Source organism: Pseudomonas sp. 478, assembly GCF_003254125.1.
Lineage (GTDB): Bacteria > Pseudomonadota > Gammaproteobacteria > Pseudomonadales > Pseudomonadaceae > Aquipseudomonas.
In genome coordinates this window covers 295441-309597 of the sequence record NZ_QKZG01000005.1, presented here as the reverse complement: position 1 = coordinate 309597, position 14157 = coordinate 295441, and the positions used below count along the sequence as shown (strand labels likewise).

Annotated in this window: 17 protein-coding genes; 2 read left to right on the top strand and 15 right to left on the bottom strand. The window is 57.6% G+C overall.

Annotation, left to right across the window (positions count from 1 at the left end; all coding sequences use genetic code 11):
* Positions 1 to 6: 6 nt before the first annotated feature.
* From DFS28_RS13275 to DFS28_RS13205, 15 genes are all read right to left on the bottom strand, one after another.
* A complete protein-coding gene (locus DFS28_RS13275) occupies positions 7 to 1356 on the bottom strand; it encodes a phage tail protein (RefSeq protein WP_111450159.1) in 1350 nt (449 codons plus the stop codon).
* Complete coding sequence (locus DFS28_RS13270; RefSeq protein ID WP_111450158.1) at positions 1349 to 1972, bottom strand: phage tail protein I; 624 nt, start codon at positions 1970 to 1972, stop codon at positions 1349 to 1351. Before DFS28_RS13270 ends, DFS28_RS13275 begins: the two co-directional genes overlap by 8 nt.
* A complete protein-coding gene (locus DFS28_RS13265; protein WP_111450157.1) occupies positions 1965 to 2882 on the bottom strand; it encodes a baseplate assembly protein in 918 nt (305 codons plus the stop codon). The genes DFS28_RS13270 and DFS28_RS13265 overlap by 8 nt, the downstream gene beginning before the upstream one ends.
* The gene (locus tag DFS28_RS13260) at positions 2879 to 3223 is read right to left on the bottom strand and encodes a GPW/gp25 family protein (RefSeq protein WP_111450156.1); all 345 of its coding nucleotides are present in this window, start codon (positions 3221 to 3223) and stop codon (positions 2879 to 2881) included. The genes DFS28_RS13265 and DFS28_RS13260 overlap by 4 nt, the downstream gene beginning before the upstream one ends.
* Positions 3220 to 3792, bottom strand: a complete 573-nt coding sequence (locus DFS28_RS13255; protein WP_111450155.1) for a phage baseplate assembly protein V — start codon at positions 3790 to 3792, stop codon at positions 3220 to 3222. The genes DFS28_RS13260 and DFS28_RS13255 overlap by 4 nt, the downstream gene beginning before the upstream one ends.
* Before the next feature lie 148 nt (positions 3793 to 3940).
* Positions 3941 to 5641 (bottom strand): AAA family ATPase, encoded by a 1701-nt coding sequence (locus DFS28_RS13250; RefSeq protein ID WP_111450154.1) that lies wholly within the window; start codon positions 5639 to 5641, stop codon positions 3941 to 3943.
* 84 nt (positions 5642 to 5725) lie between these two features.
* Positions 5726 to 6184: a phage virion morphogenesis protein gene (locus DFS28_RS13245; RefSeq protein WP_111450248.1), complete on the bottom strand. Its 459-nt coding sequence runs from the start codon at positions 6182 to 6184 to the stop codon at positions 5726 to 5728.
* Positions 6181 to 6657 (bottom strand): phage tail protein, encoded by a 477-nt coding sequence (locus DFS28_RS13240; protein WP_111450153.1) that lies wholly within the window; start codon positions 6655 to 6657, stop codon positions 6181 to 6183. The genes DFS28_RS13245 and DFS28_RS13240 overlap by 4 nt, the downstream gene beginning before the upstream one ends.
* A 45-nt stretch (positions 6658 to 6702) precedes the next feature.
* Positions 6703 to 7545 carry an N-acetylmuramidase family protein gene (locus DFS28_RS13235; RefSeq protein WP_111450152.1) on the bottom strand — a complete coding sequence of 281 codons (843 nt, stop codon included), beginning with the start codon at positions 7543 to 7545 and terminating at the stop codon, positions 6703 to 6705.
* Complete coding sequence (locus DFS28_RS13230; protein ID WP_111450151.1) at positions 7542 to 7856, bottom strand: phage holin, lambda family; 315 nt, start codon at positions 7854 to 7856, stop codon at positions 7542 to 7544. The genes DFS28_RS13235 and DFS28_RS13230 overlap by 4 nt, the downstream gene beginning before the upstream one ends.
* Before the next feature lie 37 nt (positions 7857 to 7893).
* A complete protein-coding gene (locus tag DFS28_RS13225; RefSeq protein ID WP_111450150.1) occupies positions 7894 to 8106 on the bottom strand; it encodes a tail protein X in 213 nt (70 codons plus the stop codon).
* Entirely contained in the window at positions 8106 to 8567 is a 462-nt protein-coding gene (locus DFS28_RS13220) for a head completion/stabilization protein (protein WP_111450149.1), read from the bottom strand. The genes DFS28_RS13225 and DFS28_RS13220 overlap by 1 nt, the downstream gene beginning before the upstream one ends.
* Positions 8568 to 8670: 103 nt before the next feature.
* A complete protein-coding gene (locus tag DFS28_RS13215) occupies positions 8671 to 9369 on the bottom strand; it encodes a terminase endonuclease subunit (RefSeq protein WP_111450148.1) in 699 nt (232 codons plus the stop codon).
* 11 nt (positions 9370 to 9380) lie between these two features.
* Complete coding sequence (locus tag DFS28_RS13210; RefSeq protein WP_111450147.1) at positions 9381 to 10391, bottom strand: phage major capsid protein, P2 family; 1011 nt, start codon at positions 10389 to 10391, stop codon at positions 9381 to 9383.
* Positions 10392 to 10408: 17 nt separating this feature from the next.
* On the bottom strand, positions 10409 to 11239 hold the full coding sequence (locus tag DFS28_RS13205) for a GPO family capsid scaffolding protein (protein WP_111450146.1): 831 nt from the start codon (positions 11237 to 11239) through the stop codon (positions 10409 to 10411).
* 139 nt (positions 11240 to 11378) lie between these two features.
* Here DFS28_RS13205 and DFS28_RS13200 point away from each other — a divergent pair, with 139 nt between their 5' ends.
* Complete coding sequence (locus DFS28_RS13200) at positions 11379 to 13136, top strand: terminase ATPase subunit family protein (protein WP_111450247.1); 1758 nt, start codon at positions 11379 to 11381, stop codon at positions 13134 to 13136.
* Positions 13136 to 14155, top strand: a complete 1020-nt coding sequence (locus DFS28_RS13195) for a phage portal protein (protein WP_111450145.1) — start codon at positions 13136 to 13138, stop codon at positions 14153 to 14155. Before DFS28_RS13200 ends, DFS28_RS13195 begins: the two co-directional genes overlap by 1 nt.
* Positions 14156 to 14157: the final 2 nt, after the last annotated feature.

The window sequence follows — 14157 nt, the reverse complement described above, 5'->3', positions numbered from 1 at the left end:
CTGCTCTCAAATGATTTTGATCCGTCCGGGGTAGGCAATGTTTCGAGGTCGTGTTACTCCAACCGTACCGATTTGCCTGATTTGCGTTATGCCGGAATACTCACCCGCCAATATGCTCCCTCTGTAGTTCGACATTTCACCCAGGTCGAGGCCGTGAATGTCGTGAGCTTGTTTCTGCTCATCTTGACCGAGGCCCGTTACTAGTTGGGTCGCGCCGTCAGCCATGAAGCTGTAGGTTTGCCTCGTACCCTTTTGCCAAGTACCTGGTGTGCGTCCTGCATCAACGTTGCGTGAGTCGTCGAGAATTCTAAGAAACTCCCCCCGGCCTTCTGGCCCGCGAAAGGTCATTCCGTCGTCTTGAACAGTCCATCCACCTTCGTTGCCTATGCTGTGTTGCTCGGTGCTGAGCATTCCTGATTGCTGGGCGTGATCCCAAAGCCAAGGCCACTCCAAGCGTTGAAACGTTCGACGGTTCAGTGCGGCGTAACCGCCGGGGCTGAATTTGGTAGTGGTTTCAAAAACCGGATGGCCCAGCGGTAGCGTATCCAGGCGCCCGAGGGGCCACCAGTGACCCAATCCGTCAGCGCACAAGTGCCACCAATCGCCTGTGCCCATCAGTGTCAGAAACGAATAGCCGTTATCGGAAAGATGCGTATGAAACAGGATGCGATCTGTTCCGTTGGCTTCAACAACAAGTCGATGTCCGGAATGGTCTTTGCGACGTATCAGAATTTCTCGCCTAGCGAGTTTCGCATCAGAGGGCGGGAGTCTTATCGTCACGGCACTCTTGCTGGCATCGCAGAGTACCAAGCCCATGTGTTCGGAGGTGAGGGTTTTCCTTTCGCGAATCAGGGTGTAGGGGCGCGCATGTGCATTTCGTAGAGAACGCTCTACAAAGTCACGGGTTGCGAGCACTACAGAGGGGTCAATTTTCAACTGAATGTTGGCGGTGCCATTGGTGATGATGTGCATCCGCACCACCTGATTGCGCCCCGATCCTTGGGCCAGCAGCGGTTTATAGCTGGGCGCCAGATTCGCCACTGCTGAAAACACGCCGTCCTTATCTTCAAGGGCCAGTTCCGTCATCCACCAGCCGCCCACTTCAGGAGGCAACACCACTTCGGCAATCAACACATTCGAATCGGTGGGGGAGACGCGCAATTGATTGAGCTGCGCACGATGTACCTGATGGATCAGCCGTGTCTGTGACGGATCCGGTACCGGATCATCGCCGTACGCATCACCGATCAGCATATAACTCGGCTCCCAAGGAATGCCGAGGGCGTCGCAGTTGGTTTTCTTGGCGGCTCCGAGGGTGGTGAGCATGCCGCCGAAAAGGGTGTTCTTATCAACCATGAAGGTACACATCCAGTTCGTCGAGGGTGTAAATGCTGGCACCGCCATAGCCCTGAACGAACACATCGATGTCCGGGTTTACCCACGGATACACATCGATTTCGTCGCCGTCATCGATGGCCACTGCGGCATAGGTATCGACGCGGGTTTCCAGAATGATGTCGAGGCTGATCAGGTGGCGGGTGAGGGGCTTGGCGTCGTCGATGAGCCAGGTCAGTTCCTGGTACATCTCTTCGGTGATGCCGGTTTCGGAAACGCTGATGTTCAGGGCAAACGTGGCGCGGGGGCCGAGCGGGATGGTCTGCCACCACTCCACGACTTCAATCACAAATCCCAGCGGCTCGACGACGCGGCGCAGTGAGCCGAGGGTGCCTTTGCGCGAGTGGATGTAGTACGCGGAGCGGATGGCTGAACGCTTGGCCGCTTCGGGCCATTGGCTGTCCCAGCGGTCTACCGAGAAAGACCAGGCCAGATAGGGCAGTAAGGGCACGGGGCAGAGGTCTGGGTTGTAGAGCTGGCGCAGCGGGATGGGGACGCGTTGGATCTGGGCCAGGGCTTTAGCGGCTTGATGTTCCAATGGCGTGGCGTTGCGCGGGAGCAGTGACAGGTCAGTCATCATCAAGCCCCAGTGACAGGTCGATGTCGGTGCAGTACGGCGCCTGGTAGGGAGTGGCGACAATGTCGTCCCAATCGTCCAGCACCACTTTGCGCACACCCTCGACATGCAGCGAGGCGTGGAGGATGGATTCGGATATCTCCAGCCCCAGCCGACGGCGTTGATGAACAAATTTCAGCAGCCGTTCTTTGGCCGCTTTCAGGATCAGCTCTGACTCTGGCCCCGATGTTAAGAGGTAGAGTTCGGCGCTGATTTCATAGTTGATGATCTGCGCGCTTTGAACCCTTAAGCGGTCGCCCAACGGGCGGCGGTCATCGTCGCTCAGGTAGGCTTTAACGATGGCCAGCAGATCTGCCGAGGCGCTGCCATTGCCCAGTGCCGATTGCACGGTGATGACCGCTTCTGCGGGTTTAGGACTTTCTGCTGTGGCGTCGGCCACACGACCGTCGGCGGAACGTGCGTGGAATATGTAGCTGTTGCGCGGGCCCGCGGTGCTGAGACCTTCCCAGGCCATCTGCGCACGTTCGCGCAGGCTGTCGTCGCTTTCCATCAGCTTTGGAATGGGTGGTATGGCTGAAGGGCTGGCGACTTGAATGACCAAGCGCTTGACGTTGTAGTTGGCGGCCAGGTTCTCCAGGTCGGCGCCCTTGGCCAGGGCGAGCATGTTCGCCACCGATGCCTCATTGACCCGCTGACGCCAGATCATTTCGCGGTAAGCGTTTTCCTCGAGCAGTTTGGTCAGCGGTTCGGATTCCATGTTCAGGCGTGCCGCGATTTCGGACTGTTCCTCGGCTGGCCAAAGGCTGATGGCATAGGCCTTGCGCTCGGCAAGGATCTGCTCGTAATCGATCTGTTCGACGACCTGCGGTGCCGGGAGCTGGCTCAGGTCGATGGCGACGAAGGTATTCAAACGCTGCCTCCCAAACGCAGAGGAACACTGAGACTCAGCGGCTCGTTGGTATCGACAATGCTGCCCTCAAGGTCCAGGGTCGATTGGCCTGCCAATGTGGCGCCGAGTAACTGCACGCGACTGAGGCTGATGCGCGGTTCCCAGCGCATTAGCGCCATGACGGTGGCGGCGTAGGCCTGTAAACGGATGAAGTCGTTGAACGGCTGGTCCACCAGTTCGGGTAACAAGCTGCCGTACTCTCGGCGCATGACGCGGGTGCCGAGGCGTGTGGTCAGGATGTCGGTGACGGACTGGGTGATGTGTTCGACCAGGTCGATGGCGGCGCCGGTTTCTCGGTTCATTGCGGCTGTCCTGTGATGCCGCCGCCAGACATCACGCCGCCGTGCGGGTGTTTGACCAGGCTGATGTTGGCTGCGACTACGTCCACTGATGCAGTGATTTTTCCGGTGATGGTTTGATTGCCGATTTGGGTGTAGTCACCTTCGTGGGTGATTGGGCCAACGATGTTGATGCCGCCCTTGCTGGTCAGGTTGGTGGTGCCTTTCTCGGGCAGGGTGGCGTTCAGGTGGTGGGTGATGCTGTCGTATTCGATGACAGCGCCGTCACGGTAAGTGCGGCGGTGCAGGCCTTCGCGGTCGCCGTTGGCGGGGATGTGATCGCTGAACAGGCCGGTGAGGACAACGCCGTTGCCGAGCTGGCCAGAGGGGCTGAATAGGATGACCTGTTCGTTCACGGTTGGCGGGTTCCACTCGCGGTCGGCACCTGCTCGCGGGGCAATCCAAGGGAGCCAGCCGGTAGTCAGCGTGCCGGTATTGACTTGCACGCGTGGGGGCCTCATCTGTATATCGGCGATGGTGCCGAAGCGGATGAGGTTTGCGATCATGCGGGCAAGGGTGGCGGAGTCGTTCATGGCGTCAATAGTGACGCATTATGAATAAGCTCTCAGCTGTGAAAGGTTGTAGTTTGAAACTTTACAATTAGAAAGTGGTGAGGGGTAACCTGTTTCGGTTGGGTAATATGGCTGGCATCCATGCGAGCCATATTGTTCAGAATGACACTTAAGCTGGCGGATTTATTTCTGTGGCAATTCTTCGTAACTGTTCAACAGATAGTCCGGCTGAGGCTTGTGATAGTTCTATATTTCGACCAAGACGTTGTTGTATCTTTGATTTAACTAACCCGAGTACACCTTTGCCATATCTGTATCGGCTTGGGTTGGCGAGATAATCTCGATTTGATTCTGCTGCTATTCTTCCAGCGTTAGGTTCCGAACCGCCTCTATTTCGTGCTCGTTGTGCTTCCATCATTCGATGGTTGATACATTTCTCAACGGATTTTTCACGAGCTTCTTCTGTCGCCTCGATTATTAATTCTTCTAACTGATCTCTTGTGATTTCGGGGGCGATTTCAAATAAATGTTCAGCGCTGAGAAGATGACTTTCTACATCAGTTCCGGTAGTCAGAAAAACATCCAGACCCGCTGCGTGCAAATCTTGGGCGTATTGAGCCGCGCTCTCGTCACTCATGTAGTCGCGATCTCGATGAACTAAAACTCTAGTGCCTGGCGCATGCTCTCGAATAAAGTTTCCAAGCACCTTCGCGGACTGAACATTGCTGCAGCCCGCATATGACCACACATCACATATATCGTCGCCCAGGCCAGAAGATTGCAGCACTTTCTTTAGGTTTCCCATAAGAGAGTCTTCAGTAAGTACAACTAAAGGAGTATTTCCGTTCCTTAATTTATCACCTGCATCCAGAGCTCCTAGCCCCAAGAGAACGGATACTCGATCGCTATTTTCCGGATGCGGTTGACCACCCGAGAACCAATGGATAATAGCGTCAAGTTTAGAGAACTCATCAAGGAAATGTCGAGAATGAGTTGATATGATAACTTGCATTTGTGTTGTTGAGCTGAGTTCGCTGAGTAAGCGCGCAAGTCTGCGCTGGTTGTCTGGATGTAGGTGAGAGTCTGGCTCGTCGAGAATCAGGAGCTGAGGTTTATAAACTCCTATATAAGCTAGAGTTTGAATTGCCTGTAGAACGCCTGTGCCGCAAGAGTCTATGGGTAGATTTCCATCTTCCTTAATCACAATGGCAGAAATGACCTCGTCAACGCTTGCATCAAATACAACATCGATCTCGAGTCCTGAAAAAATAGTTCCTAGCCGAGTCTGAAATTGTTGCCACGCTGGCGTATCTTGTTTTAGTAACCAAAGAATATTTCTGAATACACCGTTTGCATCACCTTTTGCAGCTGCACGTTGAACTATGCCGGGTGAGCGATACTCTTCATATGCTGGTATACCAGCAAGTCCTGGCGCTACTACGCTGTAAGGATGTTCCATTTGCTCCAATCGAGAGCCTAATTGGCTGCCTTGGATGTTTACGGCAATATTTTTATTTCTGCCTCGACGCACTTGTATGGTAGAAGAAGAAAGATCGCTTGTTGTTAGGAGCACTTCAATGGCTTGATTTGCGTCTTGCCGTAGTTTTCCTCCAGGAGCTAGTGCGTGAACATCTCTTAACGGCGTATAAACAAGTTGTTGTGCAGATAAACTTCCTGAGAGATTGTCTCCATCCCATAACGAAACATTGTCAAGTCTTAAGCTTTGAGCGACAGAAACTGCGAACTGGATAGCGTGTAATAAAGAACTTTTCCCGGCGTTGTTTGGGCCGACAAGTAAAGTTACGTTGCCCAGAGAGATGGTCGCATCTGAAATTGACTTGAATCGCTGAACTCGAACACTTTGTAACATTAATATATCCTTATGGTGTCGTTGCGCTATCATGGCAATATATGCTGAGAGTTTTTCCTTTGCACGATATTTTTGCTGTACTTTTCAGCGAGTGAGATGAATGAGAACTCCATCGCGAATCAGATCTAGGTCGGAGCCTTCAAGTCCAAGCAATTTACGTTGCTTGTATCTTGAAAGTTTGGCGGTGCGTTCGGCACGGTCGTTCAGACCGTATTGGTGCACCATTGCAATAGATGCAATTCGGCCTGCGAAACCGATGCTGATAGCGTTGCCGTCACACTGAACCTTCAAAAAACGCGCTGAGCGTATCTTCTGGAACATCTGAACCTTCCGTTTTCCACGCCCTTGCTTCCCCCGCAGATTGCGCTGTTTGCGCGGTGCGTACTTGCTCCCGTCCGGGTTGCGCTGGACTAGGATTCGTTGCTGCTGGCTGCGTCGTAAAGCCCGGCCAAGGCTACGAGTCAGCCGATTGCGCGATGCCGGATCAAGTTGCTCGAGCAGGCCGGCCGCCCAATCCTCCAGCGCTTCCAGGCGATTGGTCATTGCGGGACTGCCCATTCGCTACCGGCGCCTTGGGCACCGGGTACCCAGTTCGGATGGAGGAACGCTGCGACCCGCTGTGGTTCACCTGGATGGCGAATGGTGGTGTTGCCTTCGTCATCCTTGCCCACCACCACACGTTCAGTCAGCGGCAGTGTCAAACTCATATCCACTTTGCTGTTGTCGAGAATATCCGCCTCGAACCGGATGCCGTCGGCGGACTTGTTCAGGTTCTCCAGCAACTCGGACTGATGCACGCTCAGCCAACCGAGCAGGGGCAGCATAACGCTGTCGGGGTGGCCGGCGAAGTCGGTCAGGATGATCTGCAGGTCGAAGCTGTATTCGAACGACAGGCTCGCCGCTGCGGTGCAGCGCACCTTGCCGTTGTCGATGAAGATCAACAATCGGTCAGGGTTGTGCTGGAGTTCGGCAATGGTGGCTAGCAGATGCGTGCGCAAGCTATCAGGTTTGTTCATGGTTGCCTGCGGGGCTAAGGTCGAAATAGGCGATGTACAGGCCGATCATGCGGCCACCAACTGACCACAACCGCAGTCCTCATGCCGCTGATAGGCGCGCTGAAGCTTGATGTCGTACAGGTTCCGTTGGTAGTCCGGTCCGTTGTAGAGCTTGGCAAACTCGGCCCATTTGCGTGCCTTCAATGCCTTGTACAACGCCGGTTCGGTTTCGATGAAGCGTACGAACGCATCGAACTGCTGCGATTCGTTTGTGCTCATGGCTGCGACGAAGTCTTGCGCGCCGGCATAGCCCAGGCGTTTCCAGTGAAAGCCCATAATTTGGAAAGCGCCCCAGGAAGCGGACTCCAGGGCGGCAATGTCGTGAAGCACGCGGGCGCTGCCCAGCCGTTGATGCTCGGCATTGCCGCCGACGTAGCCACCGGCTTTCGGGTTGACGATGCCCGGGTGAGCGGCGGCGAGTTGATCGGCGCGGCGTTTGAGGTCGGTGAGGTTATCGCTTTCATGGCGAACTTTCGAAAGCTGGCGGTACATGATGTGACGTTCGAACAGGATCACCGGCTTGCCGATGTCGAGAAAACCCATGCCCTTCGACTCGATTTCGTTGACCGCGTAGACGGCAGCCAGCGGCACGTCGAGACGTTTCGCGGCGTTGACCAGGTCGACGTTTTTCAGCAGTTGCTGGCAGTCATTGCCGGCGAGCGCTGCCTGTGTTTTGGGACCGGCGATGCCATCGGCCACTAGACCAATGCTCAGCTGATAGGCACGTACGGCCGCTTCGGTGGTGTCGCCGTAGTGCCCGTCAACGATCAGACGGGCGCCATTAGTGTTCAGGGTGGTTTGCAGGTGGCGCACCGCTTGCGAGCGGTCGCCGTGACGTAATGAAATCATCGTGAGGCTTCCTTGCGAATGAAAAATTTCCTGGCTGCAGCGCGGGTTCCTTCCACGCCGAGCAGGCCGATGATGCCACCAAAAAAAGGCGCAGTGGACGCGGAAACACCGAGCAACGGTAGGCCATGGCTGGCGGCCAATGCCAAGGCGCCGCAGAGCGGAGCTTCGATGGCGATACGGCGCCAAGTGCCACCGCCGTACATGATCCGAAGGGCGGCGATGATCAGGGCCAGGAGGCCGGCGTACAGGGTGGGCCAGTGTTGTTCGAGCCAAGCGGCGAGCCAGGCCCAGGTGTCGGGACGTTCGGGCATGTGTTTCCTTCCTTGGTCTAGGCGTGGTTGCAATGGGTCAGTCCCATAGGTTCACCATCTGCCTTTGCGGGGCGGCGGTTTGTGTTTCGGGCATTTGCACGGTCAGGCCCTGGGGCAATGTCGGGCCGTGGTCGGCGAGCCCGGGATTGGCTTGAAGTACGGCTTCGGTCACGCCAGCGGTCCGGCCGTAATGCCGCCAGCAGAGGGCATCGACGGTGTCGTTTTGTTGGGCGCGAACGGTGACGGGCATCAGATCAACTCCACGGTGGTGCGGCCGAGGCCGAGGAAGTCACGCACGGCCCAACGTTGGTCGCGGCGCAGTTCGTCGATGCTGGGGGTGAGGTCGTCGGCGTTCTGGTGGCCGCTGTTGGTGCTGTCGTAGGAGCGGTAGCGCTCGCAGATTTCGGCACCGGTTGCGGCATAGATCGCCCGTTGGTACAGGTGGACGAACTGCGATACGTTTTTGACCCGATCGGCGGGGACGTCGGTGAGGGTGGTGTAGCCGTCGGCCTGTTGGGTCCGGCGCCACTCGGCGAGCTCGCGGTTGACGCTGATGGCGGCGGCGATGGTCGCGGTTTCCAGCCGGATCGCGGTGACGCTGGCGTCGATCCGCAGCGTGCCGCGCACGTCGTCCAGGTTGATCGACGGCCAGAATGGGTCGGTGTTGATGTGGCCGGTGGGGGCCTTGCCGCCCGCGATGAATCCGCTCATTGCGCTGCACTCTGCAATAGGTCGCCGGTGGTCGGGGCTTCACGTTCAGGTACATGGCCTGGCCGATCCGCCCCGAGCCGGCGGGGTGCGTGGGGACGCTCGGTTAGCCGCCAGTGGCGGCGAGTTTGTTGAGCAGGCGTTCGGCCCGCTCCAGATCTTTTTTGCCACCGCAGGCGTCGTGTAGTTCGATGGCTTTTTTCAGCAGGTCGATGCCAGCCTGAACTTGACCCGGTTGGCCGGGCTGTTCTTCGGTGAGGCATTCCAGAGTGGCGCGGCCCATGGCGAGGAACAGCTTGGCGCGGGCCTGATCTGGCATGTCTTCGGTGTCGGTCAGTTCGGCAGCGCGATGCAGGGTGGCCAGGTCGAACGATTCGCTGACCTTCTGGGCGCTCAAGGCCGCCGTGGCGATGTCTTCGGCGACCAGGCAGCCCAACGTGCGGGCGAAGCGATCCGGCATGACCATCTTGTGTTTCAGCACGTACTCGGCGATGTCGAGGCCGCCGCTGAAGTCGCCGGCATCGAAGCGCCAGACCATGATGGTGGTCAGCACTTCGTCTTGGGCACCGAGCCCAGCTTCCAGAACGCCTTGCACATAGGGCATGTAGTCCGGCAACAATTGGCGTTTGAGTTCGGCCTTGCCCTGATTCGACTGGATCTGTTTCAGGCGCAGGCGGTCTTGCAGCAGCTGGTTGAGCTGATGTTCGTAGGCGGTCGCGCCGGCCATGGTCTGGTTGGGTTCGACCGCGGCCGCCTCAATGGCGGCCGTGACGCGCAGGAAGTGATGACGGCAGGGGTTGGTCATGGTCGTCTGCCTTAGGATGCGATTTCGATGTTTTCAGCGAGAGCGGCGCATTCCAGGTCCTCGATCACGTAGGCGTCGTTGACCGACTCGTAGTTCTCGATGCGGTCGCGTTTGGCGTTGTCGAGGACGGTGCGACGGCGGCTGCCTTCCTGCCAGTAGATCGACAGGTTTTCGAGCTTGGTCACCAGCAACCCTCGTGCCGGGAAATACGGCACGCGCACCGCCGGCAAGTTGCCCAGGCGTTTCTGGCTGGTAACGATGTCGGCGGCCAGCATCTCGCTCGGGGCGTTGTCCTTGTTGATGATCGGGAAGTATTTGTCGGCCAACAGTTGGCGGCCGCAGATCACCACCAGGTCTGGATCTTCCTGGTACCAGGGCGCGATGAACTCTTCGACCATGCTGAACACCAGGGCGTCGAGGTTGGTGAAGTCTTTGCCGGCGCCGATGGCGATCTTGCCCGAGCCTTCAACGATTTCCTTCATCACCCGCGCGGCGTTTTCGGTGCGCATTTTTTGCAGCCAACCGATGTTGACGTCCTGGCGCAGTGGGTTAGTCGCCGGGTTTGAGGTGGCGGCGCGGCTGGTGCCGTTCCAGCCGATCAGGATGCGGTCCAGCGCCTGGCGTTTCAGGATGGCGTCTCGGATGCGTGCCTGGAAGTCGGGGAACTTGGCCCAGGCATCCAGCTTGCTGTAGCGCAGGTGGGTGTCGAAGTTGGTCTGCGAGCAAAAGTAGCCGCGGTCATCGAGGGTGGTGATGTCGGTGGTTTCTCGGTCCTTCTGGGTGGTGTCGGTGGTCCCGGCGTTCGGCCCGCCGATGCCCATGCCGATCTTCTCGCCCATCTGCTCGGTGACACCGTAGATGTTGATCGCGCTGAGGAACTGACTGGATTCCTGCATGCGGGTTTCCAGCGTTTGGGTGACGCTGGGGGCGGTGGCGAATTTGGTGGTGACGTCGGGTACGCCGTGCAGTTTGGTCAACTGGCCGAGGTAGGCGTTGAAGAGGTTGCGGGTGTCGTTGCGCATGGAAGTCGTCCTTGGTGTCAGCAGTCGGTCATGACGTGGTTTCCGCCGCCAGTGACGGGAGGGCGTGTCTTTTGGTTGTGGTCCTGGGTGGTCGAGAGCTTGGTTTTCAGTTCGGTGAAGTCCTTGGCCAACCGGTCGAGCTGCGTTTTCAGTTCTGCGGAAAACTGTTTCTCCGCGGCCAGTTGGTCGGGCAAGTCTTTGACGTGTTCGGCGAGGGTTTCGACGGCTTGGCCGATCTGGGCGAACTCGCTGTCATCCTTGGCCTGTTTGCCTTTGAGCAGGGTTTGCACCTTGCTGAAGAGCTGGGCGCCGAGGCTGGGCTTTTCTTCAAACTCTTCGAATGTCAGTTCGGCTTCGACGGCCTCGGTGAACATCGAGGTTGCGGAGTAGTGCCGGTCTTTGAAGGGGCTGATGTCGGGCTTCTGCGCCGAGAAGGCGAGCACGTCGGTGCCAAGGCTGGCGGGGGAGTCCGTCACGGCCAGACCGACGATGTAGGCCTCCCCGGTGTCGGCAAAGCTGTCGTCGATTTCGATTGATGTGTAGATCTTTTGCTTGGCCTTGTTCATTGCGATCAGGTCGGCGGTGGGCTCGACCTGAGCGAACAGGGCCAGTTTCTTTTGGCCGTTGATGTCGATTTCTTCGGTCTTCACCGCGAGGACGTCGCCGTAAGCCTTGAACGGGCTGTCCGGCAGCAGGCTGCGGAAATGCTCCAGCCAGATGCGGGCCCCGTAGGTGGAGGGGTTGAAGTTCTTCGCGGCCTGTTCCAGCCAGTCGCGTTTGATGGTGCGTTTGTCCGAGGTGGCGCCTTCGACGGCGACGCGGAACCAGTTGCTGCGAAATTTCTTCATGCCGGGAATGCTCAGTGCGTTGCAATGAGGGGCATGTTCGGGACGCGCGCGGGCGGCGGCAACGAGGCGGGGCTGTAGGCGGGGAGGGTACAAGGGGCGGTGCTATTGAGTCGTGGGTCTGGGCGGCAGCATCGCAGCCATGACTACGACCGCGCTCTTGCCCATCGATCCCAGACGTCAATCCAAGTTCCTGTACTGGATGGGTTGGCGTGTCTGCGAGATCGCCGAGGCGACGGGCGAAAAGGAGAAGACGCTACACAGCTGGAAGGCCCGTGATGAGTGGGATCGGGCGGATAACGTGGAGCGCATCGGTGGGGCGCTTGAGGCGCGGTTAGTACAACTGATCCTCAAGGACGGCAAGACCAGCGGCGACTTCAAAGAGATTGATCTGCTGCATCGGCAGTTGGAGCGGCAGGCCCGCATTCAGCGCTTTCAGGGCGGCGGTACTGAAACCGACCTCAACCCGAACCTGGCCAAACGCAACGAAGGGCCAAAGAAGAAAAAACCGAAGAACGACATCAGCGAAGACCAGGTCGAGCTGCTTCGCGAAGCGTTTATCGATGGCTGTTATGACTACCAGAAAGACTGGTACCGGGCGGGCAATCAGCGCACCCGCGTCATTCTTAAAAGCCGGCAGATCGGCGCGACTTTCTACTTCGCCCGTGAGGCGTTGATTGATGCCCTGGAGACCGGACGCAATCAGATTTTTCTGTCGGCTTCGAAGAACCAGGCCTATCTGTTCCGGGGTTACATTCTGGCGTTTGCCCGTGAGGTGATCGGGGTTGACCTTACGGGCGACCCCATCGTCCTGCCCAACGGCGCCGAGCTGTATTTTCTCGGCACCAATGCCCGTACCGCCCAGGGGTACCACGGTAATTTCTACTTCGATGAATTCTTCTGGACGTTCAAGTTTGAGGAGCTGAACAACGTCGCCTCGGGCATGGCGATGCACAGTAAGTGGCGCAAGACCTATTTCTCGACACCGTCCAGCATGGCCCACGAGGCTTACAGCTTTTGGACCGGTGAACGCTTTAACAAGGGCCTGCCGGCTGCGCAGCATACGAAGGTGGACGTGTCCCACGGTGCGCTTCAGCAGGGGCGTTTTTGTGAGGACCAGCTATGGCGGCACATCGTCACGATTCTGGATGCGCGGCAGGGCGGCTGCGACAAATTTAACCTTGAGGAACTGCGTCGGGAGTACAGCGCCGAGGCGTTCGCCAATCTGCTGATGTGCGAGTTTATTGACGATGGGGCGAGCATCTTCCCGCTAACGCTTCTGCAGTCGTGCATGGTCGATAGCTGGGTTGAGTGGGCTGAGGACTACAAGCCGTTTGCCATGCGGCCGTTTGGCGATCGTCAGGTGTGGGTGGGGTATGACCCGGCTGAGACGGGTGATTGTTCGGGACTGGTGGTGGTTGCGCCGCCGTTGGTGCCGGGCGGGAAGTTTCGGGTGCTTGAGCGGCATCAGTTTCGGGGAATGGACTTTGCTGCGCAGGCGGCTTTTATCAAGGGTGTTTGCGATCGGTATTGGGTGACTTATATCGGGATTGATGTCACTGGGCTGGGGAGTGGTGTGGCGCAGTTGGTGCGTCAGTTCTTCCCGGCTGTAACTGCCTTTAGCTATTCGCCCGAGGTCAAAACACGCCTCGTGCTGAAAGCCTATGACGTGATCCACAAGGGGCGGCTGGAGTTCGATGCCGGCTGGACGGACATGGCGCAGTCGCTGATGGCGATTCGTAAAACGGTCACTGCTGGCGGGCGCCAGTACACCTACACCGCCGGGCGCAACGACAACACCGGTCACGCCGATCTGGCGTGGGCGCTTTTTCATGCTTTGCATAACGAACCGCTTGAGGGGCAGACGGCTGCCAATACTGGGCGGATGGAGATTTATTGATGACTGAACAGCTCGACAGCCAATCGCTGGTGCCTGCGACCACTCCCGCCAGCACGGGCACACAGGTTTTCAGCTTCGGCGAGCCATCGCCGGTGCTGGGTGGCCGGGAGGTATTCGACTATCTGGAGTGCTGGTTCAACGGGCGGTGGTATGAGCCGCCGTTGTCGCTGAACGGTTTGGCCCTGTCAGTCGGGGCCAGTGTGCATCTGCATTCGGGGTTGATGTTCAAGCGCAACCTGTTGAGCAAGACGTTTATCCCACATCCGCTGTTGTCGAGGGTTGCGTTTGAGCAGTTCGCTCTGGATTTTCTGTGCCTGGGTAATGGTTACCTGGAAACGCGGCGTTCGGTGCTGGGCAACACTCGGCAACTGGTGCCGCCACTGGCTAAGTACATGCGCGCAGGTCCGGATGGTAGCTTCTATCAGGTACAGGGTTGGAAAAATGAGCATGCATTTGAACCGGGCAGTATCTTTCACCTGCGCGAGGCGGACCTGCACCAGGAGATTTATGGGTTGCCGGAGTGGATCAGTGCGTTGCAGTCAGCGCTGCTCAATGAGTCGGCCACCTTATTCCGTCGCAAGTACTACGAGAACGGCAGCCATGCGGGGTTTATCTTGTACATGACCGACGCTGCGCAGACCGAGGCTGATATCGATGCACTGCGAAAGGCGCTGAAGGAGTCCAAGGGGCCGGGGAATTTTCGTAATTTGTTCGTGTACTCGCCGACCGGCAAGAAGGACGGGATTCAGCTGATCCCGGTCAGTGAGGTGGCAGCAAAGGATGAATTCAATTCGATCAAGAATCAGACACGGGATGACGTACTGACTAGCTTGCGGATTCCGCCGCATTTGATGGGTATCGTTCCACAAAATGCGGGGGGATTCGGATCGATCAGAGAAGCGGCGCAGATTTACGCGGCGAATGAACTGGAGCCTATCCAGACGCGGATGTTGCAACTGAACGATTGGCTGGGTGAGGAAGTAATTCGGTTTAAGGCTTATGAAATCGGTGGGGAGTGATG

Excerpts from the sequence above, each read along its gene's own strand:
- DFS28_RS13245 (WP_111450248.1), bottom strand. The coding sequence starts at position 6,184 with ATGACCAATCGCCTGGAAGCGCTGGAGGATTGGGCGGCCGGCCTGCTC.
- DFS28_RS13270 (WP_111450158.1), bottom strand. The coding sequence starts at position 1,972 with ATGACTGACCTGTCACTGCTCCCGCGCAACGCCACGCCATTGGAACAT.
- DFS28_RS13195 (WP_111450145.1), top strand. The coding sequence starts at position 13,136 with ATGACTGAACAGCTCGACAGCCAATCGCTGGTGCCTGCGACCACTCCC.
- DFS28_RS13205 (WP_111450146.1), bottom strand. The coding sequence starts at position 11,239 with ATGAAGAAATTTCGCAGCAACTGGTTCCGCGTCGCCGTCGAAGGCGCC.
- DFS28_RS13250 (WP_111450154.1), bottom strand. The coding sequence starts at position 5,641 with ATGTTACAAAGTGTTCGAGTTCAGCGATTCAAGTCAATTTCAGATGCG.
- DFS28_RS13220 (WP_111450149.1), bottom strand. The coding sequence starts at position 8,567 with ATGAGCGGATTCATCGCGGGCGGCAAGGCCCCCACCGGCCACATCAAC.
- DFS28_RS13200 (WP_111450247.1), top strand. The coding sequence starts at position 11,379 with ATGACTACGACCGCGCTCTTGCCCATCGATCCCAGACGTCAATCCAAG.
- DFS28_RS13275 (WP_111450159.1), bottom strand. The coding sequence starts at position 1,356 with ATGGTTGATAAGAACACCCTTTTCGGCGGCATGCTCACCACCCTCGGA.
- DFS28_RS13215 (WP_111450148.1), bottom strand. The coding sequence starts at position 9,369 with ATGACCAACCCCTGCCGTCATCACTTCCTGCGCGTCACGGCCGCCATT.
- DFS28_RS13210 (WP_111450147.1), bottom strand. The coding sequence starts at position 10,391 with ATGCGCAACGACACCCGCAACCTCTTCAACGCCTACCTCGGCCAGTTG.
- DFS28_RS13260 (WP_111450156.1), bottom strand. The coding sequence starts at position 3,223 with ATGAACCGAGAAACCGGCGCCGCCATCGACCTGGTCGAACACATCACC.
- DFS28_RS13255 (WP_111450155.1), bottom strand. The coding sequence starts at position 3,792 with ATGAACGACTCCGCCACCCTTGCCCGCATGATCGCAAACCTCATCCGC.
- DFS28_RS13235 (WP_111450152.1), bottom strand. The coding sequence starts at position 7,545 with ATGATTTCATTACGTCACGGCGACCGCTCGCAAGCGGTGCGCCACCTG.
- DFS28_RS13240 (WP_111450153.1), bottom strand. The coding sequence starts at position 6,657 with ATGAACAAACCTGATAGCTTGCGCACGCATCTGCTAGCCACCATTGCC.
- DFS28_RS13225 (WP_111450150.1), bottom strand. The coding sequence starts at position 8,106 with ATGCCCGTCACCGTTCGCGCCCAACAAAACGACACCGTCGATGCCCTC.
- DFS28_RS13230 (WP_111450151.1), bottom strand. The coding sequence starts at position 7,856 with ATGCCCGAACGTCCCGACACCTGGGCCTGGCTCGCCGCTTGGCTCGAA.